Source organism: Amycolatopsis samaneae (assembly GCF_039541975.1).
Taxonomy (GTDB): Bacteria; Actinomycetota; Actinomycetes; order Mycobacteriales; family Pseudonocardiaceae; genus Amycolatopsis; species Amycolatopsis samaneae.
Map to the genome: position 1 here is coordinate 111,226 of NZ_BAABHG010000022.1, position 25,760 is coordinate 136,985.

The 25,760-nt window shown below is 72.2% G+C and carries 28 protein-coding genes; 14 read left to right on the plus strand and 14 right to left on the minus strand.

All coding sequences use genetic code 11. The features are described from left to right. Positions 1-118: 118 nt before the first annotated feature. The 3 genes from ABD987_RS40375 to ABD987_RS40385 form a co-directional block, all read right to left on the minus strand. Positions 119-853 (minus strand): SDR family NAD(P)-dependent oxidoreductase, encoded by a 735-nt coding sequence (locus ABD987_RS40375; RefSeq protein ID WP_345407435.1) that lies wholly within the window; start codon positions 851-853, stop codon positions 119-121. Between the two features lie 110 nt (positions 854-963). After that, positions 964-1,554 carry a TetR/AcrR family transcriptional regulator gene (locus ABD987_RS40380; protein ID WP_345407438.1) on the minus strand — a complete coding sequence of 197 codons (591 nt, stop codon included), beginning with the start codon at positions 1,552-1,554 and terminating at the stop codon, positions 964-966. A gap of 13 nt (positions 1,555-1,567) precedes the next feature. Then, on the minus strand, positions 1,568-1,711 hold the full coding sequence (locus ABD987_RS40385) for a hypothetical protein (protein WP_345407441.1): 144 nt from the start codon (positions 1,709-1,711) through the stop codon (positions 1,568-1,570). Positions 1,712-1,746: 35 nt separating this feature from the next. Here ABD987_RS40385 and ABD987_RS40390 point away from each other — a divergent pair, with 35 nt between their 5' ends. The 4 genes from ABD987_RS40390 to ABD987_RS40405 are packed head-to-tail and all read left to right on the plus strand — an operon-like array spanning position 1,747 to position 7,779. After that, positions 1,747-3,846, plus strand: a complete 2,100-nt coding sequence (locus ABD987_RS40390) for a catalase (RefSeq protein ID WP_345407444.1) — start codon at positions 1,747-1,749, stop codon at positions 3,844-3,846. 51 nt (positions 3,847-3,897) lie between these two features. Beyond that, a complete protein-coding gene (locus tag ABD987_RS40395; protein ID WP_345407447.1) occupies positions 3,898-5,019 on the plus strand; it encodes an Rv2629 family ribosome hibernation factor in 1,122 nt (373 codons plus the stop codon). 28 nt (positions 5,020-5,047) lie between these two features. After that, a complete protein-coding gene (locus tag ABD987_RS40400; RefSeq protein WP_345407450.1) occupies positions 5,048-7,576 on the plus strand; it encodes an ATP-dependent Clp protease ATP-binding subunit in 2,529 nt (842 codons plus the stop codon). After that, positions 7,573-7,779: a DUF2795 domain-containing protein gene (locus tag ABD987_RS40405; RefSeq protein ID WP_345407453.1), complete on the plus strand. Its 207-nt coding sequence runs from the start codon at positions 7,573-7,575 to the stop codon at positions 7,777-7,779. Before ABD987_RS40400 ends, ABD987_RS40405 begins: the two co-directional genes overlap by 4 nt. A gap of 321 nt (positions 7,780-8,100) precedes the next feature. Here the strand turns inward: ABD987_RS40405 and ABD987_RS40410 are convergent, their stop codons facing one another. Further along, the gene (locus ABD987_RS40410) at positions 8,101-9,066 is read right to left on the minus strand and encodes a TIGR03557 family F420-dependent LLM class oxidoreductase (RefSeq protein ID WP_345407540.1); all 966 of its coding nucleotides are present in this window, start codon (positions 9,064-9,066) and stop codon (positions 8,101-8,103) included. 58 nt (positions 9,067-9,124) lie between these two features. On the opposite strand from ABD987_RS40410, the gene ABD987_RS40415 reads away from it, so the two are divergent. Next, positions 9,125-9,325, plus strand: coding sequence for a hypothetical protein (locus tag ABD987_RS40415; RefSeq protein ID WP_345407456.1), 201 nt, complete (start codon positions 9,125-9,127; stop codon positions 9,323-9,325). Here ABD987_RS40415 and ABD987_RS40420 read toward each other — a convergent pair. From ABD987_RS40420 to ABD987_RS40430, 3 genes are all read right to left on the minus strand, one after another. Then, on the minus strand, positions 9,300-9,920 hold the full coding sequence (locus ABD987_RS40420) for a UdgX family uracil-DNA binding protein (RefSeq protein WP_345407459.1): 621 nt from the start codon (positions 9,918-9,920) through the stop codon (positions 9,300-9,302). The genes ABD987_RS40415 and ABD987_RS40420 overlap by 26 nt on opposite strands. A 79-nt stretch (positions 9,921-9,999) precedes the next feature. Then, positions 10,000-10,419: a CBS domain-containing protein gene (locus ABD987_RS40425; RefSeq protein WP_345407462.1), complete on the minus strand. Its 420-nt coding sequence runs from the start codon at positions 10,417-10,419 to the stop codon at positions 10,000-10,002. Between the two features lie 63 nt (positions 10,420-10,482). Then, a complete protein-coding gene (locus ABD987_RS40430) occupies positions 10,483-11,673 on the minus strand; it encodes a zinc-dependent alcohol dehydrogenase (protein ID WP_345407465.1) in 1,191 nt (396 codons plus the stop codon). Between the two features lie 90 nt (positions 11,674-11,763). Here ABD987_RS40430 and ABD987_RS40435 point away from each other — a divergent pair, with 90 nt between their 5' ends. The 3 genes from ABD987_RS40435 to ABD987_RS40445 are packed head-to-tail and all read left to right on the plus strand — an operon-like array spanning position 11,764 to position 14,159. Further along, the gene (locus ABD987_RS40435; protein ID WP_345407468.1) at positions 11,764-12,123 is read left to right on the plus strand and encodes a VOC family protein; all 360 of its coding nucleotides are present in this window, start codon (positions 11,764-11,766) and stop codon (positions 12,121-12,123) included. A gap of 36 nt (positions 12,124-12,159) precedes the next feature. Continuing rightward, positions 12,160-13,962, plus strand: a complete 1,803-nt coding sequence (locus ABD987_RS40440; RefSeq protein ID WP_345407471.1) for a thiamine pyrophosphate-requiring protein — start codon at positions 12,160-12,162, stop codon at positions 13,960-13,962. Then, positions 13,959-14,159: a hypothetical protein gene (locus ABD987_RS40445; RefSeq protein WP_345407474.1), complete on the plus strand. Its 201-nt coding sequence runs from the start codon at positions 13,959-13,961 to the stop codon at positions 14,157-14,159. Before ABD987_RS40440 ends, ABD987_RS40445 begins: the two co-directional genes overlap by 4 nt. Before the next feature lie 35 nt (positions 14,160-14,194). Here ABD987_RS40445 and ABD987_RS40450 read toward each other — a convergent pair whose 3' ends face one another. The 4 genes from ABD987_RS40450 to ABD987_RS40465 form a co-directional block, all read right to left on the minus strand. Next, positions 14,195-14,683 carry a universal stress protein gene (locus tag ABD987_RS40450; RefSeq protein WP_345407477.1) on the minus strand — a complete coding sequence of 163 codons (489 nt, stop codon included), beginning with the start codon at positions 14,681-14,683 and terminating at the stop codon, positions 14,195-14,197. Positions 14,684-14,687: 4 nt separating this feature from the next. Further along, complete coding sequence (locus ABD987_RS40455) at positions 14,688-15,923, minus strand: SLC13 family permease (RefSeq protein ID WP_345407543.1); 1,236 nt, start codon at positions 15,921-15,923, stop codon at positions 14,688-14,690. 108 nt (positions 15,924-16,031) lie between these two features. Beyond that, complete coding sequence (locus tag ABD987_RS40460) at positions 16,032-17,387, minus strand: cytochrome P450 (protein WP_345407480.1); 1,356 nt, start codon at positions 17,385-17,387, stop codon at positions 16,032-16,034. A gap of 43 nt (positions 17,388-17,430) precedes the next feature. Further along, entirely contained in the window at positions 17,431-18,027 is a 597-nt protein-coding gene (locus ABD987_RS40465) for a TetR/AcrR family transcriptional regulator (RefSeq protein ID WP_345407483.1), read from the minus strand. 79 nt (positions 18,028-18,106) lie between these two features. Here ABD987_RS40465 and ABD987_RS40470 point away from each other — a divergent pair, with 79 nt between their 5' ends. Then, entirely contained in the window at positions 18,107-18,907 is an 801-nt protein-coding gene (locus tag ABD987_RS40470) for an SDR family NAD(P)-dependent oxidoreductase (RefSeq protein WP_345407486.1), read from the plus strand. Between the two features lie 67 nt (positions 18,908-18,974). On the opposite strand, the gene ABD987_RS40475 is transcribed toward ABD987_RS40470, so the two are convergent. From ABD987_RS40475 to ABD987_RS40485, 3 genes are all read right to left on the minus strand, one after another. Next, complete coding sequence (locus tag ABD987_RS40475) at positions 18,975-19,727, minus strand: AraC family transcriptional regulator (protein WP_345407489.1); 753 nt, start codon at positions 19,725-19,727, stop codon at positions 18,975-18,977. 38 nt (positions 19,728-19,765) lie between these two features. Next, positions 19,766-20,068: a putative quinol monooxygenase gene (locus tag ABD987_RS40480; RefSeq protein WP_345407492.1), complete on the minus strand. Its 303-nt coding sequence runs from the start codon at positions 20,066-20,068 to the stop codon at positions 19,766-19,768. Between the two features lie 126 nt (positions 20,069-20,194). Then, entirely contained in the window at positions 20,195-21,169 is a 975-nt protein-coding gene (locus tag ABD987_RS40485) for a helix-turn-helix transcriptional regulator (protein ID WP_345407495.1), read from the minus strand. A gap of 110 nt (positions 21,170-21,279) precedes the next feature. Between ABD987_RS40485 and ABD987_RS40490 the strand changes: the two genes are divergently transcribed. The 5 genes from ABD987_RS40490 to ABD987_RS40510 all read left to right on the plus strand — a co-directional run bounded on the left by ABD987_RS40490 (position 21,280) and on the right by ABD987_RS40510 (position 25,730). Beyond that, positions 21,280-21,675: a RidA family protein gene (locus ABD987_RS40490; protein WP_345407546.1), complete on the plus strand. Its 396-nt coding sequence runs from the start codon at positions 21,280-21,282 to the stop codon at positions 21,673-21,675. Positions 21,676-21,817: 142 nt separating this feature from the next. Continuing rightward, positions 21,818-23,332 carry a class I adenylate-forming enzyme family protein gene (locus ABD987_RS40495; protein WP_345407498.1) on the plus strand — a complete coding sequence of 505 codons (1,515 nt, stop codon included), beginning with the start codon at positions 21,818-21,820 and terminating at the stop codon, positions 23,330-23,332. Then, entirely contained in the window at positions 23,329-24,507 is a 1,179-nt protein-coding gene (locus tag ABD987_RS40500; protein WP_345407501.1) for a thiolase family protein, read from the plus strand. Before ABD987_RS40495 ends, ABD987_RS40500 begins: the two co-directional genes overlap by 4 nt. After that, positions 24,498-24,893, plus strand: coding sequence for a Zn-ribbon domain-containing OB-fold protein (locus ABD987_RS40505; protein WP_345407504.1), 396 nt, complete (start codon positions 24,498-24,500; stop codon positions 24,891-24,893). The genes ABD987_RS40500 and ABD987_RS40505 overlap by 10 nt, the downstream gene beginning before the upstream one ends. A gap of 54 nt (positions 24,894-24,947) precedes the next feature. Next, positions 24,948-25,730 carry an IclR family transcriptional regulator gene (locus ABD987_RS40510; protein ID WP_345407507.1) on the plus strand — a complete coding sequence of 261 codons (783 nt, stop codon included), beginning with the start codon at positions 24,948-24,950 and terminating at the stop codon, positions 25,728-25,730. The last annotated feature ends 30 nt before the right edge of the window (positions 25,731-25,760 follow it).

A 25,760-nucleotide genomic window follows, 5' to 3' on the forward strand; every position in this document is an offset into this window, starting at 1 on the left:
CCCGGTTTTACGGTTCCCTGGGGCGGCACCGTCACCACGACCGACGCCCACCCCTCGGGCCGAGCCGACCGGGCACCGGCGCGGCGTTAGTGGTGCGGCGTGGTCGTGCCCGCGTTCCTCAGACCTGGGCGAAGCCGCCGTCCACAGCGAGTTCGGAGCCGTTGACGTAGCTGGACGCGTCGGAGGCGAGGAAGACCGCCGCCGCGGCGATTTCCGCGGGTTCGGCCAACCGGCCGAGCGGAACCGACGCCCCGGCGGCGGTGAGCCCCTCGGGGGAAACCAGCTCGTGCAAACCCGGCGTGTGGGTACCACCGGGCGAGAGCACGTTGATCCGGTACCGCCGCGTCCCGGCTTCGTGGGCGAACCCGCGAACCAGGTTGCGGATCGCGGCCTTGGTCGCCCCGTAGACGGGCAGGGAGGGCTGGGGGCGCGAGACCGCCGTCGACCCGGTGAGGATGATCGACGCCCCCGGCGACAGCAGCGGCAACGCCTTCTGCACGGTGAACAGCGAGCCCTTGACGTTGGTGGTGAACATGGCGTCGAACTGCTCCTCGGTGATCTCGCCCAGCGGGGCGGCGATCGCGATCCCCGCGTTGGCCACCAGGACGTCGATCCGGCCCGCCTGCTCGGCGACGGTCGCGTAGAGCCCGTCGAGGTCTTCGAGCCGGCCCACGTCACAGCGAACCCCGGTGACGCCGGGGCCGAGTTCGGCCTCGACCTCGTCGAGCCGCGCCTGCCGGCGACCGGCGACGAACACCCGCGCCCCCTCGGCGCGGTAGGCCCGCGCGATCGCCAGCCCGATACCCGCGTTGGCCCCGGTCACGACCGCGACCTTGCCCTCCAGCACCTTCATGACAGCTCCCGTCCAGATAATTGACCGTACGGTCCATAACCTTCCCCATCTGGACCGTGCGGTCAATAACCGGAGTGGCACTGTGCCGTACACCACTACGACAGGAGCGCTCAGAACGGCGGCAGCAGGCCGTCGAGCAGAGCCTCGGCCATCGCCGACAAGGCGGCCGGATCCTGGCCGACCCGGCCGAGCACGATGAGCCCGAGCTGACCGGCCAGCACCGCGCGGGCGGTGACCTCCGGGTCGAGACGGGGCGCGACGTCGCCCTCGCGCTGCGCTCGGCGTACCGCGTCGGTCAGCACGGCAGTGGTCGAGGCGTAGCTGCGCCGCGCCTCCGCGGCCACCTCCGCGACACTCACCGACAGTTCCATCGCGGTATTGGCGAGCAGGCAACCCCGCCGGGCCTGCTGACCACTGGGATCACGCACGGGCCCGGTCACGAAGCCCCGGATCACCTCGATGGCGCGCTCGGCCCGCTCGAGCCATGCACGCAGCATCCGATCGTTGGCCTCGTCGTACTCGCGCAGCACACGCAGGAACAGGCTCTTCTTGTCTCCGAACGCTCCGTACAGGCTCCCCTTGCCGAGCCCGCTGGCCTTCAGGAGATCTTCGAGCGAGGTGCCCGCGTACCCGTTGTCCCAGAACGCCGCCCGCACAGCCGAGAGCACGCGCTCTTCATCGAACTGTCGTGGACGGGGCACGGGCCGATACTACCTATAGTGGACCGATCGGTCCAGCATTGCCACGGGCGGCGGCCGCGTCCGGCACCACCAGGTGTCCCCGCGCGGCCACGCGCTCGGCGAACTCGTCGAAGCCGAACCGCTCGCCGGGCGGCGAAACACCCCCTGGTACGGCCACGTTTCCCGGCCAAAGCCCACGGGTACGCGGGCAGCATGACCGACCACCACGACGCCAAGCACGAGCAGCTCGACCGCTCCCGGACCGACCCCGAGGGCACGGTACTGACCACCCAGCAGGGTGTCCGGGTCGCGCACACCGACGATTCGCTGCGCGCCGGGGACCGCGGCCCGACCCTGCTCGAAGACTTCCACGCGCGGGAGAAGATCACCCATTTCGACCACGAACGCATCCCCGAGCGAGTGGTGCACGCGCGCGGCGCCGGGGCATACGGATACTTCGAGGCCTACGACGACTCGCTGAGCCGCTACACCACGGCGGAATTCCTGACCAGCGGGGAACGGATCCCGGTGTTCGTCCGGTTCTCCACCGTCGCCGGGTCCCGCGGTTCGGCCGACACCGTCCGCGACGTCCGCGGCTTCGCGACGAAGTTCTACACCCGGCAGGGGAACTACGATCTCGTCGGCAACAACATGCCGGTGTTCTTCATCCAGGACGGCGTCAAGTTCCCCGACTTCGTGCACGCGGTGAAACCCGAACCGCCCAACGAGATCCCGCAGGCGCAGTCGGCGCACGACACGTTCTGGGACTTCGTCGCCACCCAGCCGGAGACCACGCACATGGTCCTGTGGCTGATGTCCGACCGCGCGCTGCCCCGCAGCTACCGGATGATGCAGGGATTCGGCGTGCACACCTTCCGGCTGGTCGACGCCGAGGGCAGGGGCACCTTCGTCAAGTTCCACTGGACGCCGGTGCTGGGCACGCATTCGCTGGTGTGGGACGAATGCCAGAAGATCGCGGGCAAGGACCCGGACTTCAACCGCCGTGACCTGTGGGACAGCATCGAGGCCGGGCAGTTCCCGGAATGGGAGCTCGGGGTGCAACTGGTCGACGAGGCCGACGAGCACGCGTTCGACTTCGACCTGCTCGACGCCACCAAGCTCATCCCGGAGGAACGGGTGCCGGTGCGCCCGGTCGGACGGCTGGTGCTCGACCGCAACCCGGACAACTTCTTCGCCGAGACCGAGCAGATCGCCTTCCACACCGCCAACCTGGTGCCCGGTATCGACTTCACCAACGACCCGCTGCTGCAGGCCCGCAACTTCTCCTATCTCGACACCCAGCTGATCCGGCTCGGCGGGCCGAACTTCGCCCAGCTGCCGGTGAACCGGCCGATCGCCGAGGTGTCGACGAACCAGCGCGACGGCCACGGCCAGCAGGAAATCCACAAAGGACGGACGAGCTACTTCAGGAACACGCTCGGCGGCGGCTGCCCCGCCATCGCCGAGGGCGGCACGTTCCGGCACCACACCGAGGCGGTGTCCGGGCACAAGATCCGGGCGCGCAGCGCGAGTTTCCTGGACCACTACCGCCAGGCGCGGCTGTTCTGGAACAGCATGTCCCCGGTGGAACGCGAGCACATCGTCGCCGCCTTCCGCTTCGAGCTGGGCAAGGTCACCGCCAAGGAGGTCCGCGCCCGCACGGTCGAGCGGCTCAACCACGTCGACCACGAGCTCGCCGCGCAGGTCGCCACCGGCGTCGGGGTCGAGGCACCGGCCGCGGTCGCCGGCTACCACGACGACCGGTCGCCCGCGCTGTCCCAGCTGGGTCGGCCCGGCGGGAGCCCGCGGGGCCGGAAGGTCGCCCTGCTCGCCGCCGACGGAGCCGACACGGTGGGGATCCGCGGGCTGATCGAGCAGGCCGAGGCGGCGGGCGTGACCGTCGAGGTGCTCGCGCCCACCGACGGCCCGATCGCCCCCGGCGCCGACGGCGCGCCGCTGCCCGCCGACCGCCAGCTGTCCACCATGGCCTCCGTGCTCTACGACGCGGTGGTCGTGCCGTGCGGCCCGCCGAGCACCGAAACGCTGCTGGCGGACGGATACGCCGTGCACTTCGTGACCGAGGCGTACAAGCACCAGAAGCCGGTCGCCGCGTTCGGTTCCGGCGTCGACCTGCTGCGGCGGGCCGGGGTCACCGCCGAGCTCGCGGACGACGTCACCGTCCGCGCCGACGACGGGGTGGTGACCACCACCGCCGCCGGGGCCGAACTGCCCGGCGAGTTCGGCACCGCGCTCCTCGCGGCGCTCGCCGGGCACCGCGCCTGGGCCAGGGCCACCACCGCCGTACCCGCCTGAATGCACCGGGTTTCACCTCGGCCTTCCCCGGTAACCCGGGGATCAAGCCCGGTGCACGCGATCCGGGGAAAGGAGTCCACTGTGGACACGACCACGCCGCGGCGGCTGCTCGACACCGATGGCCCGTTCGCCTCGGTGCATTTCGAGGACACCCACGACACCGAAGACGCGGCCAAGCAACTCGACCTGAAGCTCCGCGAGATCGAGACCGCACTCACCGGCCAGGGCGCCGACACCGCGCCCGTCGAAGCCATCGGACGAGCCGTGCGGGACGGACGGCCCCCGACCGGCCGCAGCGGGCGGAGCATCGTCGCCGCGCACGGGGAGATCCTGCTCGACGAGCCGCTCGCCGAGCCGCCCGGCGCACCGTCCGTGCGCTACTCGGCGCTGCCGTACCTCGTCCCGCTCGCCGCGCACACCGAACCACTGCCCACCTACCTCGTGGTGCTGGTGGACCAGGTCGGTGTGGACATCACCGCCTACGGCCCGCGGCGTCAGCCGCTGGACACCGGCACGGTGACCGGGCAGGACCACCCGGTGCACAAGGTCCGCGGCGGCGGCACCGCGCACCGCGACATCCAGGCACGCGCCGAGGAAACCGTGCGGCACAACCTCGCCGGGTTCGCCGACGAGGTGGCCAGGACGGCCCAGCACGTCAAGGCGGGCCTGGTGTTCCTCGCCGGGGAGGTCCAGGCGCGCACCGAACTGCGGAACCTGCTTCCCCCGGACGTCCGGCGCGTCACCACCGAGATCACCGCGGGCGGCCGGGCCGCGGGGGCTTCCCCCGCCGAACTGGACCGCCGGATCGACGAGGTGCTGCTCGGCCGCAGGCTCGCCGTGCTCGACGACCTCGCCGAGCGCTACCGGGCCGGGAGCGACGGCCCGAGCGGACTCGCGGTGGGCGGGCTCGAGGGCGTCACCACCGCCTTGAACGAGGCCAACGTCGAGACGTTGCTCATCGGCGAGACCGGTGACGAGACGGTCCTGACCGGCCCGGCGCCGGTCCGCGCCGTCGGCACCACCGCGCGGCAGGTGGGCGCCGGGCCGGTGGTCACCCGCGCGGCCGACGAGGCCCTGCCCTACGTCGCGCTCGCCACCGGCGCCGACCTCGTCGTGATGGACGAGCGGCTCCCTCTTGCCGAGGGCTTCGGCGCTCTCCTGCGCCACAGCTGACACACCACCGCGAACCAGGAGGTCAGCCATGACGGGATTCTTCCCGCCCGGGCAGGGTGGCAGCCCCTTCGACCGCTTCCTCGCCCAGTTCTTCGACCCGGCGGCGCCCGGCCGTGGCTACGCGATCGACGTGACGCGGCTGCTCAGCGACCAGGCCCGGTCCCTCGTCGCCGAGGCTGCCGGCCGCGCGGCCGCGGAGGGCAGGCAGCACGTCGGCACCGAGCACCTGCTGTGGGCGGCGGCGCGCATGCCGGTCACGGCACAGGCGCTCGACCGCGCCGGGGCGGACGCCGCCCGGCTGGCCGAGCGCCTCGAAGGTGCCGAACGGCAGACGGACCAGGACACGCCGATCGGTCTCGCCCCCGGCGCGAAGCGCGCGCTGCTCGACTCGCACCAGATCGCGCGGGGGCTGGGCTCCTCCTACATCGGGCCCGAGCACCTGCTGCTGGCCATGGCCCTCAACGAGGAGTCCACCGCGGGAAGCGCGCTGGCCGCCGCGGGCGCCACGCCCGAACGGTTGCGCCAGGCGCTCGCGCCGAACGTCTCCGGCGGCGCCTCGCCGGAGACGCCGGGCACCGGCGCGACACCGACCCTCGACCGCTACGGCGAGGACCTCACCCGGCGTGCCCGCGACGGCCGGATCGACCCGGTGATCGGCCGGGACGCCGAGATCGAGCAGACCGTCGAGGTGCTTTCCCGGCGTACCAAGAACAATCCGGTCCTCATCGGCGAGGCCGGGGTCGGTAAGACGGCCATCGTCGAGGGGCTCGCCCAGCGCGTGGCCGACGACGACGTGCCCGACACGCTTTCCGGGCGCCGGGTCGTCCAGCTCGACCTGACCGCGATGGTGGCGGGCACCCGCTACCGCGGCGACTTCGAGGAGCGCATGACCGCACTGCTCGGCGAAGTCAGGGAGAACCGCGACCGGCTCGTCGTGTTCATCGACGAGCTGCACATGGTCGTGGGCGCCGGCGCCAGTGACACCTCCGGCCCCGGGCAGGGCGCCGGGAACATGCTCAAACCCGCGCTCGCCCGCGGCGAGCTGCACATCGTCGGGGCCACCACGCTGGACGAGTACCGCACCGGAATCGAGCGGGATCCCGCGCTGGAGCGGCGTTTCCAGCCGATCCTGGTGCCCGAGCCCGGCGTCGACGACGCGCTCGCGATCCTGCACGGCCTCCGTGACCGGTACGAGGCCCACCACCAGGTCCGGTTCACCGACGAAGCGCTCTTCGCGGCCGTGGACCTTTCCGACCGCTACCTCACCGAACGGTTCCTGCCGGACAAGGCGATCGATCTCGTCGACCAGGCGGGCGCCCGTGTCCGGCTCCGGTCCGGGACGAGGCCGGCGCGGCTGCGGGAACTCCACACCCGCCTCGACGAACTGCAGCGCGACAAGGACCAGGCGGTCAGTGAGGAGGAGTTCGAACGCGCGTCGGCGATGCGGGACGAGATCGCCGAGATCCGCACGCGGATCGCCGATTCCGGTGGCACGCGTCCCGACACGGCCAAGGAGGTCACCGCCGAGGACATCGCCGAGGTCGTCGCGCGGCTCACCGGGGTCCCCGTCGCCCAGCTCACCGAAAGCGAACGAGACCGGCTGCTGCGGCTGGAGGAACACCTGCACGGCCGGGTAGTCGGGCAGGACGAGGCGGTGCGCGCGGTCGCCGAGGCGGTCCGCCGGTCCCGTGCCGGGTTCGCCGAGCCGGGCCGCCCGTTCGGCAGCTTCCTGTTCCTCGGGCCCACCGGGGTCGGGAAGACGGAGCTCGCCAGGGCGCTGGCCGAGGCGTTGTTCGGCGACGAGGAAAGCATGATCCGGATCGACATGAGCGAGTACGGGGAACGGCACACGGTCAGCCGCCTGCTGGGCGCGCCACCGGGCTATGTCGGCTACGAGGAGGCGGGCCAGCTCACCGAGCGGGTGCGCCGCAAGCCGTATTCGGTGGTGCTGCTCGACGAGATCGAGAAGGCCCATCCGGACGTCTTCAACCTGCTGTTGCAGGTACTCGAAGACGGCAGGCTCACCGACGGCCGCGGCCGGACCGTCAACTTCGCCAACACCGTGCTGATCATGACCAGCAACCTCGGGTCCGAGCTCATCGCGAGCAGCACCCAGGGCGCGCTGGGATTCGCCCCGGCCACCGAGGACGCGACCGACCGGCCGCTGCGGGAACGGCTGATGCGCAGGCTCCGGGACAGTTTCCGGCCGGAGTTCCTGAACCGCATCGACGAGATCATCGTGTTCCGCCGCCTCGACGCCGCGCAGCTCGACCGGATCACCGAAATGCTGCTGGAGCGAACCCGCCGCCGGGCACACGCGCAGGATCTCGCGCTCGAATTCACGCCCGGCGCCGTGCGAAGGCTCGGCGAACTCGGCTACCAGCCCGAGTTCGGGGCGCGGCCGCTGCGCCGCGCCATCCAGCGGGAGGTCGACAACCCGTTGTCCACCATGCTGCTCAACGGCGAACTACGGCCCGGCGCGACCGTCCGCGTCGACACCGGCGAATCCGGCCTCGCCTTCGACGTCGTGGCCGCCGCGGAAGGGAGCAGGCGATGAACAGCCCGGATCGTGCCGCCTTCGCCCGGCACCTCGCCGACGCCGAGTACCCGTGCGGGCGCGAGGACCTGCTCCGCCGGTGCGCGGCCACCGGCGGTGGCGACGAGCTGCTCGGACCGCTCGCCGCCCTGCCCGACGACCGCTATCCCGACTTCGACGCCGTGTACACGGCGATCTCGGCGAGCCGCACCGGCCGGCTCTGACAACCCTCCACAAAGGACGCCGCCCGACAGGTCCGTGAATGCCACGTTGGGGGGTGTGCTGGTGTCACGAATGTCGCATTGCCGACGTTCGGCGTCACGAATGTCGCATTCGTGACATCGTCTCAGCCGAGCCCGCGTCTCGTACGGAGCGTTGGGGACAGTGAGCGATGCTGGTGGCCTTTCGTGGGGCACGCGGGGTGCTGAAGGACGCTTTCAGTGCACTGAGCGCACCGAAGGCGTCCTTCAGCACACCCCGGCCGCCAGAACTCACCACTCCCAGTGAGAGTCCCTCAATGTGGCAGTCACGGACCGTCGGGGGTGTTAGATCTCGCGGAGCGCGGGCAGCAGTTCGCGTTCCGCGAAGCCCAGGAACTCCTCCTGCCGGTCGCCGCCGATCTCGACCAGCGCGACGTCGGTGAAGCCCGCCTCGGCGAACTGGCGGACCCCCGCCGCGATCGGCTCGATGTCCGGTCCGCAGGGGATCCCGGCGGCGACGTCGTCCTCGGTGACGAACCGGGTGGCACCGGCGAACCCGGCGGGTCCTGGCAGTTCGGCGTTGACCTTCCAGCCGGCGGCGAACCAGCGGAACTGCTCGTGCGCGCGCTTGACCGCCGCCGCCCGGTCGGGATCCCACGAAACCGGCAGCTGCGCGATCTTCCGCGTCGGCCTGCCCAGCCGCGTCGCGTCCCACTCGCGGCACAGCTGTTCCCTGGGCTCGACCGCGATCATCGCGTCCGCGACCGGAGCGAACCGGGTCACCGACTGGGAGCCCGACACGGCGACGGCGATGGGCGTGCGCAGCGAGGGCAGATCCCACAGTTTCGCCGAGTCGACCCGGAAATACGTTCCCGCGTAGTCGAAGTAGCCGCCGTCGAACAGCCCGCCGATGATCTGGACGGCCTCCGCGAGCATCTCGTGCCGGACGTTCACCGGCGGCCAGCCCCGCCCGATGACGTGCTCGTTGAGGTTCTCCCCCGCGCCGAGCCCGAGGGTGAACCGGCCGTCGCTCAGCTCCTGCACGGTCGCCGCCTTCTGCGCGACCACGGCCGGGTGATAGCGCATCGTCGGGCAGGTCACGTACGTCATCAGCTCGGTCCGCTCGGTGCAGTGCGCGACGGCGCCGAGGACGCTCCACGCGTACGGCGAGTGTCCCTGTTCCCTCAACCATGGCGAAAAATGGTCGCTGCACACCTCGAAGTCGAAGCCCGCGCGTTCGGCGGCCGCGGCGTAACGGACGAGCTCCTTCGGGCCCGCTTGCTCGGTCATCAGCGTGTAGCCGAGGCGCATCAGTACCTCCTCGTGGGTTTTCGTGATCACCCGCCGGGTACCCGGACCGGAGACGCTCATGCGGAGGACCGTGATGCCCGAACGCACCGGACGTGCTCCCGCGCGGCTGATCGTCGCGCTCGGCTGCACCGGGCCGGGGCTATCGCTGCACGGCCTGACGGCGCTGCTCGGCCTCGCGATCGTGCTGTACGACATCGGGGCGTCCCGCCGAGGGTCTTCTCGCCGTGAAGACGTCAGGCAACCGCGTTCGCGGCAGTGATCAGATCGGCCCGAAAGGCCTGGTAAGCGCTCTCGCGGTCTTCCGCGCGAAGGATCGACGACGGATGAACGGTCGCGAGCGCCCGCGGCGTGCCGGGTTCCTCCGGCAGGGGGACGAGCCTGCCGCGCTCCCGCGTGACGCGGAAGTCCGTGCCCAGCACCGCCTGCGCGGCCGTGGCACCGAGCAGCACGACCAGGCCGGGCCGTACGGCGGCGAGTTCCGCCGACAGCCACGGACGGCAGGCGAGCACCTCGGTCCGCGACGGCTTCTGGTGGATCCGCCGCTTGCCGCGCTCGGCACGGCGGAACTTGAAGTGCTTGACCACGTTCGTCAGGTAGATCCCGGCGCGGTCGAGGCCCGCTTCGTCCAGCGCGCGGCCGAGCAGCCGCCCGGCGGGGCCGACGAAGGGTTCGCCCTCGACGTCCTCGCGGTCACCGGGTTGTTCCCCGACGAGCATGACCCGCGCGCCCCGCTCCCCCGCGCCGAAGACGGTCTGGGTGGCGTCCCGGTACAGCGCGCAGCCGCGGCAGTCCACCGCCGCGCTGCGGAGCCGGGACAGCGACACCGTGTCCGGGACGTACTCCGCGGCGCTCACTGTCTGTCCTTTTCGGACGTCCGCAGTGGACCGGCGGTGCCCCGGCGCGGAACCGGGACACCACCGAGCCGGTGGGATTTCATCGCTCGCGGGAGATGGCTTCGACGAGGTCGCCGCTGGCCGGGTTGGACAGCGCCCTGGCGACGTCGGCCTGGGCGACGATGCCGGCCAGCGCGCCGCCGTCGACGACCGGAAGGCGCCGGACGGCGTGCTCGGACATGGCGCGCACGGCCTCCTCCGCGTCGGCGTCGGGCCCGATCGTCACGGTCTCGCCCTGGACCACCTCGGACGCGTGCAGTGCCCGGGGATCCTTGCCCTCGGCCAGCACCCGCACCACGATGTCGCGGTCGGTGAGCATGCCCTTGATCCGGCCGTCCTCCCCGCAGACCGGCACCGCGCCGACCCCCTGGGCGGCCATCAGCCGGGCCGCCTCCAGTACCGAATCCGATTCGCGGACACAGTGGACGGGACTGGTCATCAACTGGCGTACGGTGGTCACCGCTGCCTCCTTTCCTCGGCCGCCCCCGGGTACCCGTGCCGGGGCCCGTTACACGCGCCGATCTCACGCGGCGGGTTCGAGCAGCACCTTCTGCGCGCCCTCCTGCTTCTTCTGGAAGATCTCGTAGGCACGGGGCGCTTCCTCCAGCGGCAGCTTGTGCGTGGCGAAACCCTCCACCCCGAGCGGATCCCCGTCCCCGGTGAGCAGCGGCAGCAGTTCGCCGACCCAGTGCCGGACGTTCGCCTGGCCCATCCGCAGCTTGATCTGCTTGTCGAACAGCTCCAGCATCGGCAGCGGGTCGATCGCCCCGCCGTAGACGCCCGAGAGCGAGATCGTGCCGCCCCGCCGGACGCTGTCGATCGCGGCGTACAGCGCGCTGAGCCGGTCGATCCCGGCGCGCTCGGTCACCTTCTCGGCCACCGGACGCGGCAGCAGGCCGGTCAGGTCCTGGGCGAGCTTGCCCAGCGGCGCCCCGTGCGCCTCCATCCCGACCGCGTCGATCACCGAATCGGCGCCCCGCCCGGAGGTCACCTGACGGATCGCGTCACCGATGTTCCGGTGCTCGCGCAGGTCGAACACCGTCGCGCCGTGCGCGCTCGCCCGCGCGAGCCGCTCGGGCACCAGGTCGACGCCCAGCACCTTGCCCGCGCCGCGGTGCGCCGCGATCCGGGCCGCCATCTGGCCGATCGGGCCGAGCCCGAACACCGCCACCGAACCGCCGTCGGGGACCTCCGCGTACTCCACCGCCTGCCACGCGGTCGGGACGACGTCGGACAGGTAGACGAACCGCTCGTCCGGCGGGCCGTCGGGGACCTTGATCGGGCCGTAGTGCGCCTGCGGGACCCGCAGGTACTCGGCCTGTCCGCCGGGCACGGAACCGTAGAGCTTGGTGTACCCGAACAAGGCCGCGCCCTTGCCGTACTCGCTGACCTGCGTCGTCTCGCACTGGGACTGGAGCCCGCGTTCGCACGCGAAGCAGTGCCCGCAGGCGATGGTGAAGGGCACGACGACACGGTCGCCCGGCCGCAGGTCCGGCACCCCGGCACCGACCTCCTCGACCACCCCCATCGGCTCGTGCCCGAGGATGTCGCCTTCGGTCAGGAACGGGCCGAGCACCTCGTACAGGTGCAGATCCGAGCCGCAGATCCCGGTCGAGGTGACCCGGACGATCGCGTCGGTCGGCTCGAGGATCCGCGGGTCGGGCACCGTCTCGACCCGCACGTCCCGCTTTCCTTGCCAGGTAACGGCTTTCATGGTTCTCCTTCCGGAGGCGCGCTGGTTCGCCGTCCCGGATTCCCGCTCCCGCACCGGGCAAACCACGGCCGCGCGTGTGACAGTGGGGACATGCGCACCCGGATGATCGCCGTCGCCTTCGACTGCCACCGGCCGGAGATCCTCGCCGCGTTCTGGCGCGCGGCGCTGGGCTACGGCACGGTCGAACGCTGGACGGACGAGGACGGCACCGGCTACGTCGAAGTCAAGGAGGCCGGCCGGCCTTCGCTGCTGTTCCAGCCGGTTCCCGAAGGGAAGACGGTCAAGAACCGGGTCCACCTCGACCTCGCCCCCGCCGAACTGGACCAGCGCGGCGAGGTCGCGCGCCTGGAGGCGCTGGGCGCCACCGTGCTCGCCGCGGACACCGCGGGCCCGTGGATCGTGCTCGCCGACCCCGAGGGCAACGAGTTCTGCGTGCTCCCGCGCCGGTGATGTTTCGCCGCGCGCCCGCCAGGCAACCCGGCTGTCATGACCACCACGGTTGCGGATCACATCCTGTCCCGGCTGCGTGAATGGGAGGTCGAGCAGGTCTTCGGCTATCCCGGCGACGGCATCAACGGCCTGGTCACGGCGTTCGGCGCGGCGGGCGACAAACCGCGGTTCGTCCAGGCGAGGCACGAGGAGATGGCGGCCTTCCAGGCGGTCGGGTACGCGAAGTTCAGCGGCAGGGCGGGCGTGTGCGCGGCGACCTCCGGGCCCGGCGCCGTGCACCTGCTCAACGGTCTCTACGACGCCAAGCTGGACCACGTGCCGGTGGTGGCGATCGTCGGGCAGACCGCGCGCAGCGCGATGGGCGGCAGCTACCAGCAGGAGATCGACCTCCAGGCGCTGTACAAGGACGTCGCGAGCGAGTACCTCGTCGAGGTCAACGTCCCCGAACAGCTGCCGAACGCGATCGACCGCGCGATGCGGACCGCGCTCGCCCAGCGTGCCCCGACCGCGGTCATCATTCCCAACGACGTCCAGGAATCCCCCTACCACCCACCGCGGCACGAGTTCAAGCACGTGCCGTCGAGCCCGCCGTCCTGGCCGAGGGCACGGCTCGTCCCGCCCGCCGACGAACTCGCCCACGCCGCCGAGGTGCTCAACGCCGGGAAGCGGGTCGCGATCCTCGCGGGGCAGGGCGCCCGCAACGCCGTCACCGAACTGCGTGAACTGGCCGAGCGGACCGGCGCCGGCGTCGCGAAAGCGTTGCTGGGCAAGGACGTGCTGCCCGACGACCTGCCCTACGTCACCGGGTCGATCGGCCTGCTCGGCACCCGTCCGAGCTACGAGCTGATGCGCGACTGCGACACGCTGCTCATCCTCGGGTCGAGCCTGCCCTACAGCCAGTTCCTGCCGGACTTCGGGCAGGCACGCGCCGTGCAGATCGACCTCGACGCGCGGTTCCTCGGCCTCCGCTACCCCACCGAGGTCCCGCTGCTGGGTGACGCGAAGGCGACGCTGGAGCAGTTGCTCCCGCTGGTGGAGCACAAGAGCGACCGCGCGTGGCGCGAGAAGATCGAACAGAACGTCTCCGACTGGTGGGAATCCGTGGCGCGGCAGGCGATGCTGGGCGCGCACCCGGTCAACCCGATGCGGATCGTGCACGAGCTGTCGGACCGGATCCCCGACGACGCCGTCATCACCGCCGACTCCGGCTCGGCCGCCAACTGGTACGCCCGCAATCTGCGGATGCGCGGGCGCATGCGTGGTTCGCTCTCCGGGACGCTGGCCACCATGGGTCCCGGCGTGCCCTACGCGATCGGCGCGAAGTTCGCCTTCCCGGACCGGCCGGTCGTCGCGCTGGTCGGTGACGGCGCCATGCAGATGAACGGGCTCGCCGAACTGCTCACGATCGCCCGCTACCGGGACCGGTGGGCCGACCAGCGCTGCGTGATCTGTGTGTTCCACAACGGCGATCTCAACCAGGTCACCTGGGAACTGCGGGCGATGGGCGGCGCGCCGAAGTTCGAGGAATCGCAGTCGCTACCCGAAGTGTCCTATGCGGACTTCGCCCGCGGCGTCGGCCTCGGCGGGATCACCGTCGACTCCCCCGACGACCTCGGCGCGGCGTGGGACCAGGCACTCGGCGGAAATCTCCCGACCGTGCTCGACGTGCACTGCGACCCCGAGGTACCGCCGATCCCGCCGCACGCGACCCTCGACCAGCTCAAGGCCATGACCGAGGCGGTGCTCAAGGGCGACCCGAACGCGTGGCACCTGGTCGTGCAGGGCGCCAAGACGAAGGCGGCCGAGCTGCTGCCGGGGATCGGCCGGGGTGACCGATGACCGGGACGGCCCCGGCCAGGATGCGGATCGCCGAGGACTGCACCGCCGTCGCCTGCGAACGATGTGGTTTCCCGACCCTGCGGGTCGCCGAGTTCGTCGCCACCGACGGCACCGTGCTGGGCTGGACGATGGTGTGCACGGCCTGCCGGCGCCACCGGCCGCCGACGGGGCCCGGCACGGCGAGCGGTGTGGACTGACCCGGCGCCGGTCGCGGGACCGGGGCGCCACGGCCTCAGTGGTGAGGCGGCGCGGGTGGGATGGTGTGCAGACCGGGTGCGGGTTCGGGCCAGACGAGCAGGACGGGGCAGGGCGCGTGGTCGACGACGAAACGGACGGCGGGCCCCAGGCTGCGGGGGCCGAGCCGCCGCTGGTCACCGTCCCTGGCCAGCACCAGCAGATCGGCGCCGTCCGCCGCGGCGACGACCTCCCGTTCGCCGCGCCCTGTGCGCTCGACGCGCGTACAGGGTCTGCCGAGCCGGTCGGCGGCGGCCTCCAGCAGCTCCGCGGCGGTGGCGGCGGCGAGGTGTTCCAGCGCGGTGCCGGGATCGTGCTCGGGATGGCCGCGGCCGAGCAGCCCGGCGAACGCGCCGTGGGCGGCGTCGGGAAGGCCCTGGTCATTGACGTGCAACAGCACGACGTCGGCGCCCTCGGCCGCGTGGGCACGCGCCGCGTCGACACAGGCGGGCCAGGTGCTTTCGACGATCCAGACGAGGACGGCCACGATGTCAGCCTCCGATCACGTGCAGCGAGGTCCACAGTGCCAGCACCGCGAGGACCAGGCTCGCCGGCACGGTCAGCAGCCCGAGCCGGGTGAACTCGCCGAGCCCGACGTCGTGGTCGTGCTGGCGTACGATCCGCCGCCACAGCAGGGTGGCCAGTGATCCGGCGTAGGCGAGGTTGGGGCCGAGGTTCACCCCGAGCAGCACCGCCAGCACGACGCCCGGCCCGGCGGGAGCGGCCAGCGGCACCAGCGCGAGCACCGCGGGCAGGTTGTTGATCACGTTCGCCAGCACCGCCGCCACCGCGGCGGCCACGAGCAACGCGGACAGCCCGCCGCCCTCGGGGATCAGCCGCCCGAGCCAGTCGCCGAGCCCGTTTTCGACCACGGCGCGGACCACGATCCCCAGCGCGAGCACGAACGCCAGGAACGGCACCGCCGCCGCGCGGACGATCGCCGCCGGGCTGGTCCGGCGCCGGACCAGCGCGCGGGCCGCCAGCACCGTGGCACCCGCGGCCGCCGCCCACGCCGGATCGATCCCGATCACGGAGGTCAGCACGAACCCCGCCAGCGTCGCGGCGACCGTCACCAGCGCGAACCTCGGCATCGGCCGTGGCTCGACGGCGTGGGGCACCGGGGCCGCGGCTCGGAGGTCGGTGGCGAAGAACCGGCGGAAGACCACGTACTCGACGGCGATCGCCACCAGCCAGGGCATCGCCATCAACGCGGTGAATCGGAGGAAGCCCAGCCCGCTGGCCGCGAACGCCAGGAGGTTGGTGAGATTCGAGACCGGCAGCAGCACCGAAGCGGTGTTCGCCAGGTGCGTGCACGCGTACACCGGGGGTTTCGGCCGGATCCCCGCACGCGCGGCCGTCGCGAACACCACCGGCGTCAGCAACACGACCGTCGCGTCCAGGCTGAGCACCGCCGTGATCACCGACGCGAGGACGAACACCCCGCCCAGCAGCCGCTGGGGCCGTCCGGCGGCGACGCGCGCCAGCCAGGCGCCGCACGCCTCGAACAGGCCCTCGTCGTCGCACAGCCGCGCCAGCACCAGCACCGCCGCCAGGAAACCGGCCACCGGCGCCAGCCGCGTCACCTCCCCGGCCGCGTGCGACACCGGGATCGTCCCCGCCGCGATCGCGGCCACCGCCGCCGGAACCGCGACGGCCGCCTCCGGCACCCCGCGCGGACGCGCCACCGCGCACACCAGCACCACCAGCAACAGCGCGACCGAGACCAGTTCCGCCGGCCATCCGTTCAGAACCGGTACCTCCCGCCCGCCACTCCTGTCCCACGACCGGGACCGAGCGTATCCGCCACGCGCGCGCCGGTCTCCCCGCGACCCGAGTCAGCCGACGCCGAACCGGATGCCGAAGTGGTCCATAGTGGACGGAAGGCGGCCGGGCACCAGCGTCGCGGCCGTGCCTTCCGGTGTGTACTCGGCTTCCTTCAACAGCACGGCGAGCAGCGTCGACGCGGTGAAGAGCACCACGTCCCGGCCGGGGCAGATCCCCGGCCCGCCGCTGAAGGGCACCAGCGCCGGGTTCCGCTGCGCGCGCCCGTCGAGCCAGATGTCCGGGGCGAAGTGGTCGGCGTAGGACAGGGTTTCGTGGTCCCGGTGGAAGAACGGGGTGTACACGAGGAACGACGTGCCCTCGGGTCCCCACGCCGTCTCCTCGCGGCTTTCCCGCAGCAACGCGGGGGTGGTGGGCCACAACCGCACCGACTCCAGCACGCAGGACCGCAGGTAGGGCAGCTGGTGGGGTTCGGTGAGGTCGAGCCCCTCGAGTTCGCCGAGCGCGCGCTCACGCTGGGCGGGATGCGTGGCGAGCAGGGCCAGCGCGCGCAACGCCACGATCCCGGCGGCGTCGAAGGCGAACAGCCAGTGCGGCAGCTGACCGGCCGGATCGGCCCCGTCGTCGGCGGCCTCGGCGCACTTCGCGAGCTCGCCCGCGAGACTGTCCGGGCGGCCCAGCCCGACCTGGTGCCGCACCAACGCGAGAAAACGTTCCCGGACGGCACTCTGCCGCTGCCGCGCGTACGCCCAGTTCGCGTCGAGCCGCAGTTCGTCCAGCAGCGCGGTGATCTCGCGGTCCACGGCGGTGTCGCCGCCGAGTGTGACGCGGCGGACGATCGTCCACCAGTGGCGGGTGAACAGGTCGGCGTCGAGCACGGTCGTCCCGTCGGTGATCCGGCCGCCCTCCTCGTGGATCACCTTCGCCCACGGCCCGGCGAGATGGTGCAGCGGGAGGCCGGGTTCGAGGACGGCTTCGTTCAGTTCGCGGCGCCGCTCCCGCCGCCCGCCCTCGGAGATCAGCACGCCGTGCGGCTGGAAGTGCCGCAGCGCGGCGTTCTTCTCCTCGGTGTCCGGGCTGAACGGCGTCGGCGCGCCGGCCAGCAGCCCGCCGACCTGCGCCGGATCCAGCACGAGCGACAGCGACCGGCCCGGCACCCGCAGCCGCAGCGGGCCGGCACCGTACTTGTGCCGCAGTTTCCGCATGAGCCGGATCGCGGGCCGGTCGGCGTGCGTCCGGTGGGCGAGCGCCATCATCGCCGGACGCCGTTTGACGACGCCGATCGCGATCGTCGGCGCGCCGATCTCGGTCGCGATCCGCACGGTGTCGGCGACCGACGCCCGGACCGGGCGCACGTCCTCCTCCGGGATCGGGGTGGCGGGGTCTCCGGGTTCTCCTGGTGTCACCATGACCGCCGGTTACCCGGAGTGGCCACGGCGAAAACGCGATGGGTCAGTCGTTCGCCGGAACCGTCCCGGCGGGTGGCTCGACCACCGCGGCGAGGATGCCGGTGAGCTGGGCCGTCAGCTGTTCGGGATCGGCCTCGCGGAGTGCGGGGGTGCCGATGATCCGGCGCATCAGCCAGGTGCCCGCCAGCAGGGCCAGCCCCAACTCGGCCCGTTGCCCGGCCCGCGCGCCGCGCAGGGCGCCGGTGAACCGGGCGCCGACGTGGTTCTGGATGCCGGCTCGCATGATCTCCGCCGCCCTCGGGTTGGCGGCCGACCTGAGCATCAGCTCGAAGGGGCCGAGATGGTCGGCCTCCGGCGCGGTGCGGGTGACGAGCGCGCGGGCGGTCCGGGCCGCGAGGTCGGCCGGGTCCTCCGGGACCATCGTGGGTTGCGCGAAAGAGACATCGACGACCTCGGCGAACAGGGCTTCCTTGGAGCCGAAGTAGCGGTTGACCAGAATCGCCGTCACCCCGGCCTCGGCCGCGATCTCCCGGAGGCCGACGCCGTCGTATCCGTGGCGGGTGAACGCCGTGATCGCCGAGTCGAGGATGGCCTGCCGGGTCGCGGCCGCGTTGCGCGCCCGGGGTGTGCTGCGGCTCATGCCGGTAAGTCTACACCCGGCAACATAACTCAGAGTAGTATACAGTTGTAGACATAGCGGACGATCGAAAGGCACTCCCATGGATCTGCGGCTCAGCGGGCGTCGGGCACTGATCACCGGCTCCACCTCTGGACTCGGCGAAGCCACCGCGCGGCTGCTCGCCACCGAGGGCGCCGAGGTCGTGATCCACGGCCGCAGTCCTCAGCGCGCCCAAGCCGTCGCCGACGCGATCATCGAAGACGGCGGAAAAGCGACCGTCGCGACAGGTGATCTCGGCACCGACGCCGGAGCGGACCAGGCCGCCGGACAAGCGCTCGCCGGCGGCGCCGTCGACATCCTGGTCAACAACGCCGGCGCCTACGAACACCTGGGCTGGGCCGACGCCACCGCCGAGGTCTGGCTGCACGCCTACAACGTCAACGTCGTCTCCGGTGTACGGATGATCCAGCGGCTCGTGCCCGCCATGCGCGAACGCGACTACGGCCGGATCATCACCATCGGAGGTGGCCTGGGCACCCAGCCCTTCGCCGGTCACCCGCACTACAACGCGACCCTGGCCGCCCGGCACAACCTCGCCGTCTCGCTGGCCCGCGACCTGGCAGGCACACGCGTGACCTCCAACATCGTCGCGCCCGGTGCGATCCTCGTGCCCGCGGTCCAGGACTTCCTCACCACACTGGCACCGGAACGCGGCTGGGGAGAGACCTGGGAGGAGATCGAGCACAACTCCGTCCGCGAACTCGTGCCCAACGACCGGGCTCGTTATGGCAGGCCCGAGGAGATCGCCGGCGCGGTCGCCTACCTGTGCGGACCCCACGCCGAATACCTCAGCGGCGCGACGATCCGCGTCGACGGCGGCACCGTCCGGAGCGCCTTCTGACAATTCGGCGTCCGGCCTCGCGGCCGGAAAGACCACCGAGCCGATCGGGTGCTGACCGGTTCGAGCATCATGGCCGGAAGCTGGCGCGGTAGTCGGTGGGTGTGCGGCCGGTCAGTTCCTGGAAGGCGGCGTTGAACGCCGACAGGGAGGTGTAGCCGACCTCGAAGGCGATGGTGGTGACCGGGGTGTCGCCCGCGGCGAGTTCCTCGATCGCGCGCAGCAGGCGCATCCGGCGCAGGATCGCCCGCCAGGTCATGCCGGTCTCGGCCGAGAACCGGCGTGCCAGGGACCGTGGCGCGAGCCCGACCCGGGCCGCCAGGTCCGTGAAGCGGACGTCCTCGCCGAGCCGTTCCTCGGTCAGCCGCAGGGCCCGGCGCAGTTCCGGGGACCGCCCCACCGGCACCATCACCGGGCTCGGCCGCTCGGCGAGCCGCCAGGTCACCGCGGCGAGGGCGGTGAACAGGGTCTCGGCGTAGGCGGTGAGGGGCTGCTCGTCCTCGCCCCAGGCGCCGCACTCGGCCAGCAGGGCCCGTGCCAGGGGGCTGAGGTCGAACACGGTCAGCGGCGCCGGTGGGCGCGGCACGAACCCGGCGTCGAACAGCACCGACGCGGTGGTGACCGGCCGCGGGATGCTCACCCGGATCGGCCGGCCCGCCTCGATCAGCGCGGCCCTGGCCGGCGGCAGCACCCATGCCTGACCCTCCGCCTCCAGCCGGAGGGCACCGGCGGAGGCGCAGAGCAGGTAGTGCTGGTCAACGCGGAGCTCGCGCGCGGGCCCGGCCGGGAACGTGCGGACGAAGCTGTGGGCCTTCCCGGTCATCGTCGGTCTCGCACGGCCCGATCCTAGAAGCCCGCCGTTCAGGCGGAGGTGGCCAGTGGCTCCGCGTGGAAGCGCCGGCTCACCGGCGCCCCGGTCATCATCGGCCGGACCACCTCGCCGGAACTCGCGAAGGCGGCCGACCCCAGATAGCCCTCGAAGGACGCTTCGTCCGCCCACTCGTGCACGATCGTGACCCGGGTGTCGTCCTCCCTCGATGCGTAGACCCGGTAGGCCACGTTGCCGGTCATGGCGCGGACGTGGACCGCTTCGGCGTCGAGATGGCTCAGGGCCGCCGGACGGTCGGCGGCGGTGGTGGCGAAGTCGACGATGGCGATCAGCATGGGACCTCCTGGATCCGGGAATCGGTGTCGTGAACGGGACGCCTGATTCTCACGCGGCGCCCGCCCTGCCCGCCCCGTCGGCCGGACGCGTTCACGCTCCCAACGGACAGCCCGGGACCGGCCGCGCTAGGACGACGCTCCATAGCGGGCGGCGATCGCGGCGGCGCGGTCGCGCAGGGAGGTACGCAACCATTGCGGGGCAAGGACTTCCGCGTTCGTGCCGAGTTGCCACACCGCCCACTCGGCGTGCCTGGCGTCCTGGAAGGTCACCTCCAGCCGCAGCCGGCCGTCGGCCTCGGCTTCCTCGGCACGGACGGCCAGCGCGGTGCCCACCAGGTCCGCGCGCCGCGCCGGGTCCACCCGCACCAGCACGGCCACCTGTTCGCCGCCGGTCCGGAACCGCGTGCTCCGTTCCTGCCAGACCCGGTCCAGATCGACCCGGTCCGGCCGCTGCGCGGGTTCGTCGAGTTCCTCGGCGGCCAGGACCCTGGACAGCCGGTAAGTACGGTCGGCGCCGGACCGCGTGGCGAGCAGGTAGCCCTGACCGCGCACGGTGACCAGGCCGATCGGGTCCACGGTGCGCCACTTCGGGGTCTGGCCCGCCGCCCCGTAGCGGATGCGCAGCCGGTGCCCGGCGAACACCGCGCGCCGGATCTCGGCCACCACGGTGTCGGGCACCTCCTCGGCGTCCACCCGGCGCGAGAGGAGATCGATCTCCGGATCGATGAGCAATCGCTCGGCCACGCCGGCCGCGGTGTCCCGGTGGCTTTCGGGCAACGCGTCGAGCACCTTCAGCATGGCCGAAGCGAGCGCCGAGCCGAGGCCGAACACCTGTGCCCCGCGCCGTGATCCGGCGACCAGCAGCGCGAGCGCCTCGTCGTGGTTCAGGCCGGTGAGTTCGGTCCGGAAACCGGGCAGCAACGCGAAACCGCCATGCCGTCCGCGTTCGGCGTAGACGGGGACACCGGCCGCGGACAGTGCCTCGATATCGCGCAGCACGGTCCGGGTGGACACCTCCAGTTCGCGGGCGAGCGTGGCCGCGGACAGCCTGCCGCGCTGGCGCAGCAGCAGCACCAGGGAGACCAGCCGGTCGGCACGCATACCGGAACGCTAGCGAAATACACGACACAGGATGTCGTGATTCGCTGGGAGGCTTCCCCCGACGTCGCCGACGGGCGACGCCCGACGAGTCGAATGGAGCTGTTGTGGCGTTGGAAAGAACCGCGGTCAACCCGGTGACGTGGTCGGTGGCGATGGGATTCAACCAGGGCGAGGTCGTCTCCGGGCACACCCGCACCCTGTACTGCTCCGGGCAGACCGCGATGAGCGCGGACGGCAGACCGCTGCACGACGGTGACCTGGCGGCCCAGCTGGCGCTGAGCCTCGACAACCTGGAGGCGGTGCTCGGCGAGGCGGACATGTCGCTGGCGAACCTCGTCCGGCTCACCGTCTACACCACCGACGTCGACCTGCTGTTCCAGCACTACGGCACGCTGGCCTCGCGGCTCGGCGCCGCCGGGGTGGCACCGGCCACCACGATGCTCGGGGTGACCCGGCTGGCGATCCCCGGCCAGCTGGTCGAACTCGAAGGAACCGCCGTCGCCTGACGCGACCACGCCGCCCGTGCCGGGGTGACCGGCACGGGCGGCCGGGCACCGGACGTTCCGCGCGAGCTCTTGACATTGCGTTTCATCAGTCAATACGTTCTTCTCGTCAGATGAAACGCATCTCGGCGAGGAGGCCGCGCGGATGACCCTGGACACCGCCTACTTGCTCCGCCGGGCGGGCGCCGCGCACCGCCGGGTGACCGCGGTGACCGACGGCGTCACGGCACGCACGTTCGAGGCGCTGCTGGACCGGGCCGAGCGGCTGGCCAACGCCATGGACACGCTCGGTGTCCCGGAAGGGGCGAGCGTCGGGATCCTGTCCGACAACCGCACCGAGTTCGTCGAAGCCGACTGCGCGATCGCGCTCGGCCGCCGCGTCCGGGTCGCGCTCAACGCCCGCCTGCATCTGGAGGACTTCCGCTATGTCGCCGAGGACGCGGACCTGCGCCTGCTCTTCTTCGCCCCGCGTTTCGCCGCCGCCGCGCACGCGCTGGCCGCCGAGTTCGGGCTGGTCGCGGTGCCGTTCGAGGCGGACCCCGACTTCGCGCACGCGTACGAAACGCTCGTCGCGACGGCGCCCGCGACGCCGGTGCCGCGCGACGACGACCCCGAGGGCGCCGCGTGGATCTCCTACACCTCCGGGACGACCGGGCGTCCCAAGGGCGTCGTGCTCTCGCACCGCGCGCTGCGCGAGGTGGCGCTGAACCTGCTGCTGGAGCTCGCGCCGGTCCGTGAAGGCGAAAGGATCCTGCTCACCCAGGCCGTCTCGCACGCGTCGGGCTACTTCGTGCTGCCGTACCTGATCAGCGGCGCGGGGGTGCACGTCATGCCGAAGTTCGATCCCGACGAGGTGTGGCACCGCTCCCGCGAGGAACCCTTTCGCACGCTCAAAGCGGTGCCCGCGATGCTCGAACCGCTGCTGGACGCGGCACGCGACGAATGGGGCTTCGAGACGATCGTCTACGGGGCTTCGAGTGTGGCGCTGCCGGTGCTGGAACGCGCGCTCGACCGGTTCGGCCCGACGCTCGTGCAGGACTACGGGCAGTCCGAGGCGCCCATGACGATCACCTGCCTCGGCCGGGCCGACCACCTCGACGCGCGGGCCCGCCAGTCCGCGGGACGGCCGTGGCGCTCGGTGGCCGTCGAGGTGCGTACCGGCGACGGCCGTGTCGCGCCGCCGGGGGAAATCGGCGAGGTCCACGTGCGCGGCTCGCACCTGATGACCGGCTACCACCGCGATCCCGGGGCCACGGCCGACGTGCTCGCCGACGGCTGGCTGCGCACCAAGGACCTCGCCCGCACCGACGAGCGCGGCTTCGTCCACCTCCAGGGGCGCGCCGACGAAATGATCAACTCGGGCGGCTACAACATCGCGCCCCGGGAGGTCGAAAACGAGCTGTCCGCGCACGCGGCGGTGCGCGAGGCCGTGGTGCTGGGCCTGCCGGACCCGCGCTGGGGCGACGCCGTCACGGCCGTCGTCCGGGTGCGGGACGCGCGGGCGGTGTCGAGCCAGGAGTTGATCGAGTTCGTCCGGCCGCGCCTCGGCATCCGCACCCCGCGACGGCTGGAGATCTGGGACGCCATCCCGCGCACGTCCTACGGGAAGGTCGACCGGGCCGCGCTGCGCGACAGGCTGACCGGTGGAGGTCCCGCATGAACACCGACGACATCGAGATCGCCGGGGTGGGCATGCACCCCTTCGGCCGCTTCACCGGCTCCTCGCTGAAGGACCTCAACCGCGTCGCGTGCGTCTCGGCGCTGCTCGACGCGGGCATCGGCGTGCACGACGTCGACGCCGTCTACGCCGCCAACGCGATGGCCGGGCTGTTGCAGGGCCAGGAGATGATCCGCGGCCAGTCGGTGATGCGGGAGATCGGCATCGAACGCGTCCCCGTCACGAACGTGGAGAACGCGTGCGCGAGCGGGTCCACCGCGCTGCGCCAGGCCGTGCTCGCCATCCGCGCGGGCTCGGCGGAGGTCGTGCTGGTCGCGGGCGTCGAGAAGATGTTCGTCGAGGACCGGGCCCGGACGCTCGCGGCGCTGGAGTCGGCGGGCGACCTCGACGTGGTCTCGGGGATCGGGCTGCAGTTCACCGCCGTCTACGGGATGCGGCTGCGCAGGCTGATCGCGGCGGGCAGGCTGACCGTCGACGACCTGGTCGCCGTTTCGGTGAAGAGCCACGCCAACGGCTCGCGCAACCCGTACGCGCAGCACCGCGAAGTCGTCAGCCCGGCGGAGGTGCTGGGCTCGCGGCCCATCGCCGATCCGTTGACGTTGCTGATGTGCAGCTCGATCTGCGACGGCGCGGCCGCGGTCGTGCTGGCCCGGCGCGGAGCCGTCCCGCCGTCGGGGCGGCCTGCCGTCCGGATCCGGGCGTCGCAGGCCGCGACCGGGTACACGACCACCGGCGACGAACCGTCGCTGACGGACACCTGCGCGTCGGCGGCGTACGCGGAGGCGGGCCTCGGGCCCGAAGACGTCGACGTCGCCGAGGTGCACGACGCCATGGCCCCCGCCGAGCTCATCGCCTACGAGCAGCTCGGTTTCTGCCGCCCCGGCGACGCGGGCGCCCTGCTCGGCAGCGGCGCCACCCGGATCGAGGGTGCCCTCCCGGTCAACCCGAGCGGCGGGCTGTCCTCGCGCGGGCACGCGGTGGGTGCCACCGGGCTGGCGCAGATCGCGGAGCTGACCTGGCAGCTGCGCGGCGAGGCCACCGGGCGGCAGGCCCACCGCCCGCGTGTCGGCCTCGCCCACAACAACGGCGGCTGGCTGGAGGGCGAGTCGGCCGTGTCGTGCGTGCACCTGCTGGAAAGGACGACCCCATGGGACTGACCGCCGCGCTGAACGTTCCGGTGACCGCGAAACGGCCGCGTGACAACGGAAACGCGCTCACCGGCAGCCGCTGTGGACGGTGCGGGGCGGCCTCGTTTCCGGCCCGCGCAGTCTGCCACCGCTGCGGGACGGCCGCGCCCGCCGCGCACACCTTCGCCGCGACGGGCGTACTGCTCACCCACACCACCGTGCACGTCCCCCGGCCCGGGCTGCCCGCGCCGTACACGCTCGGCCAGGTCGCGCTCGACGACGACGGGCCGGTGGTGTTCGGCCGGGTCACCACCGACGGCGCCGAGCCCGCGACGGGGATGGCCGTGCGCGTGCGCGTCGGCGCGGAAGGCGCGACACCGCGCTACTGGTTCGAGCCCGACCGTTTCACTGGTTGATACGGTGGCCTCACCCGACAAAACGTCCGCGCAGCCGTGTCGCAGAGGTGGCCCATGACAGAGAACCCCGACGGCCCCACGGTCCGCGCCGTCAGCCGAGCGATCGACATCCTCTACGCCCTCGGCCACAACCCGCTCACGCTCGGCGAAGTGGCCGAGGTCGTCGCGCTGTCGAAGCCGACGACCTACCGGATGCTCAGCACGTTGCGCGCCAAGGGCATGGTCGTGCAGGACCAGGCCAGCGGCCACTACGGGCTGGGCCCCGGCTGCTTCCACCTGATGTCGTCGATCTCCAACGGCAACGCGGGCTTCATCTTCGAGGCCACCGACGCGCTGGAGCGGCTGCGCGACGTCACGGCGGAGACCGTCGCGGTGCACGTACGGGCGGGACGCTCCCGCATCTGCGTCAAGGAACTCCCCAGCCCGCACCTGATCCGCTACATCGCGGGCGTCGGCGTCTCCGAGGGCATCCACACCGGGTCGGCGGGCAAGACGCTGCTCGCGTTCATGCCGGAGGCCGAACGCGAGCGCCTGCTCAAGGACCTCCCCCTCGACGCCACGACGCCGAACACGATCACCGACCTGGAGACGCTCCGCGCCGAACTGACGCGCATCGCCGCCGACGGCGTCGCGTACAGCCACGGCGAACGCGCGGTGGGCGCGGTCGGCGTCACCGCCCCGATCACCGACGCGAACGGCGTCGCGCTCGCGGCGCTGAGCGTCATCGGGCCGGAAGGCCGCCTCGGCGAGGAGCAGATCGCCGAGGCCGAACGACACGTACGGGACGTCGCCGCCCGGATTTCGGCGACGGTGGCCGGAGTGTCCGAAGTGGACTGACCGGCGTCGGCAGGCAGCACGAGACGGAGG

What these genes read in the sequence shown, in the direction of transcription:
- ABD987_RS40460 (WP_345407480.1), bottom strand. Translation starts at nt 17,387, where the DNA reads ATGGTGACACCAGGAGAACCCGGAGACCCCGCCACCCCGATCCCGGAG.
- ABD987_RS40500 (WP_345407501.1), top strand. Translation starts at nt 23,329, where the DNA reads ATGAACACCGACGACATCGAGATCGCCGGGGTGGGCATGCACCCCTTC.
- ABD987_RS40435 (WP_345407468.1), top strand. Translation starts at nt 11,764, where the DNA reads ATGCGCACCCGGATGATCGCCGTCGCCTTCGACTGCCACCGGCCGGAG.
- ABD987_RS40445 (WP_345407474.1), top strand. Translation starts at nt 13,959, where the DNA reads ATGACCGGGACGGCCCCGGCCAGGATGCGGATCGCCGAGGACTGCACC.
- ABD987_RS40505 (WP_345407504.1), top strand. Translation starts at nt 24,498, where the DNA reads ATGGGACTGACCGCCGCGCTGAACGTTCCGGTGACCGCGAAACGGCCG.
- ABD987_RS40430 (WP_345407465.1), bottom strand. Translation starts at nt 11,673, where the DNA reads ATGAAAGCCGTTACCTGGCAAGGAAAGCGGGACGTGCGGGTCGAGACG.
- ABD987_RS40475 (WP_345407489.1), bottom strand. Translation starts at nt 19,727, where the DNA reads ATGACCGGGAAGGCCCACAGCTTCGTCCGCACGTTCCCGGCCGGGCCC.
- ABD987_RS40470 (WP_345407486.1), top strand. Translation starts at nt 18,107, where the DNA reads ATGGATCTGCGGCTCAGCGGGCGTCGGGCACTGATCACCGGCTCCACC.
- ABD987_RS40405 (WP_345407453.1), top strand. Translation starts at nt 7,573, where the DNA reads ATGAACAGCCCGGATCGTGCCGCCTTCGCCCGGCACCTCGCCGACGCC.
- ABD987_RS40510 (WP_345407507.1), top strand. Translation starts at nt 24,948, where the DNA reads ATGACAGAGAACCCCGACGGCCCCACGGTCCGCGCCGTCAGCCGAGCG.
- ABD987_RS40390 (WP_345407444.1), top strand. Translation starts at nt 1,747, where the DNA reads ATGACCGACCACCACGACGCCAAGCACGAGCAGCTCGACCGCTCCCGG.
- ABD987_RS40480 (WP_345407492.1), bottom strand. Translation starts at nt 20,068, where the DNA reads ATGCTGATCGCCATCGTCGACTTCGCCACCACCGCCGCCGACCGTCCG.
- ABD987_RS40485 (WP_345407495.1), bottom strand. Translation starts at nt 21,169, where the DNA reads ATGCGTGCCGACCGGCTGGTCTCCCTGGTGCTGCTGCTGCGCCAGCGC.
- ABD987_RS40495 (WP_345407498.1), top strand. Translation starts at nt 21,818, where the DNA reads ATGACCCTGGACACCGCCTACTTGCTCCGCCGGGCGGGCGCCGCGCAC.
- ABD987_RS40400 (WP_345407450.1), top strand. Translation starts at nt 5,048, where the DNA reads ATGACGGGATTCTTCCCGCCCGGGCAGGGTGGCAGCCCCTTCGACCGC.
- ABD987_RS40440 (WP_345407471.1), top strand. Translation starts at nt 12,160, where the DNA reads ATGACCACCACGGTTGCGGATCACATCCTGTCCCGGCTGCGTGAATGG.
- ABD987_RS40415 (WP_345407456.1), top strand. Translation starts at nt 9,125, where the DNA reads ATGCGGAGGACCGTGATGCCCGAACGCACCGGACGTGCTCCCGCGCGG.
- ABD987_RS40375 (WP_345407435.1), bottom strand. Translation starts at nt 853, where the DNA reads ATGAAGGTGCTGGAGGGCAAGGTCGCGGTCGTGACCGGGGCCAACGCG.
- ABD987_RS40465 (WP_345407483.1), bottom strand. Translation starts at nt 18,027, where the DNA reads ATGAGCCGCAGCACACCCCGGGCGCGCAACGCGGCCGCGACCCGGCAG.
- ABD987_RS40410 (WP_345407540.1), bottom strand. Translation starts at nt 9,066, where the DNA reads ATGCGCCTCGGCTACACGCTGATGACCGAGCAAGCGGGCCCGAAGGAG.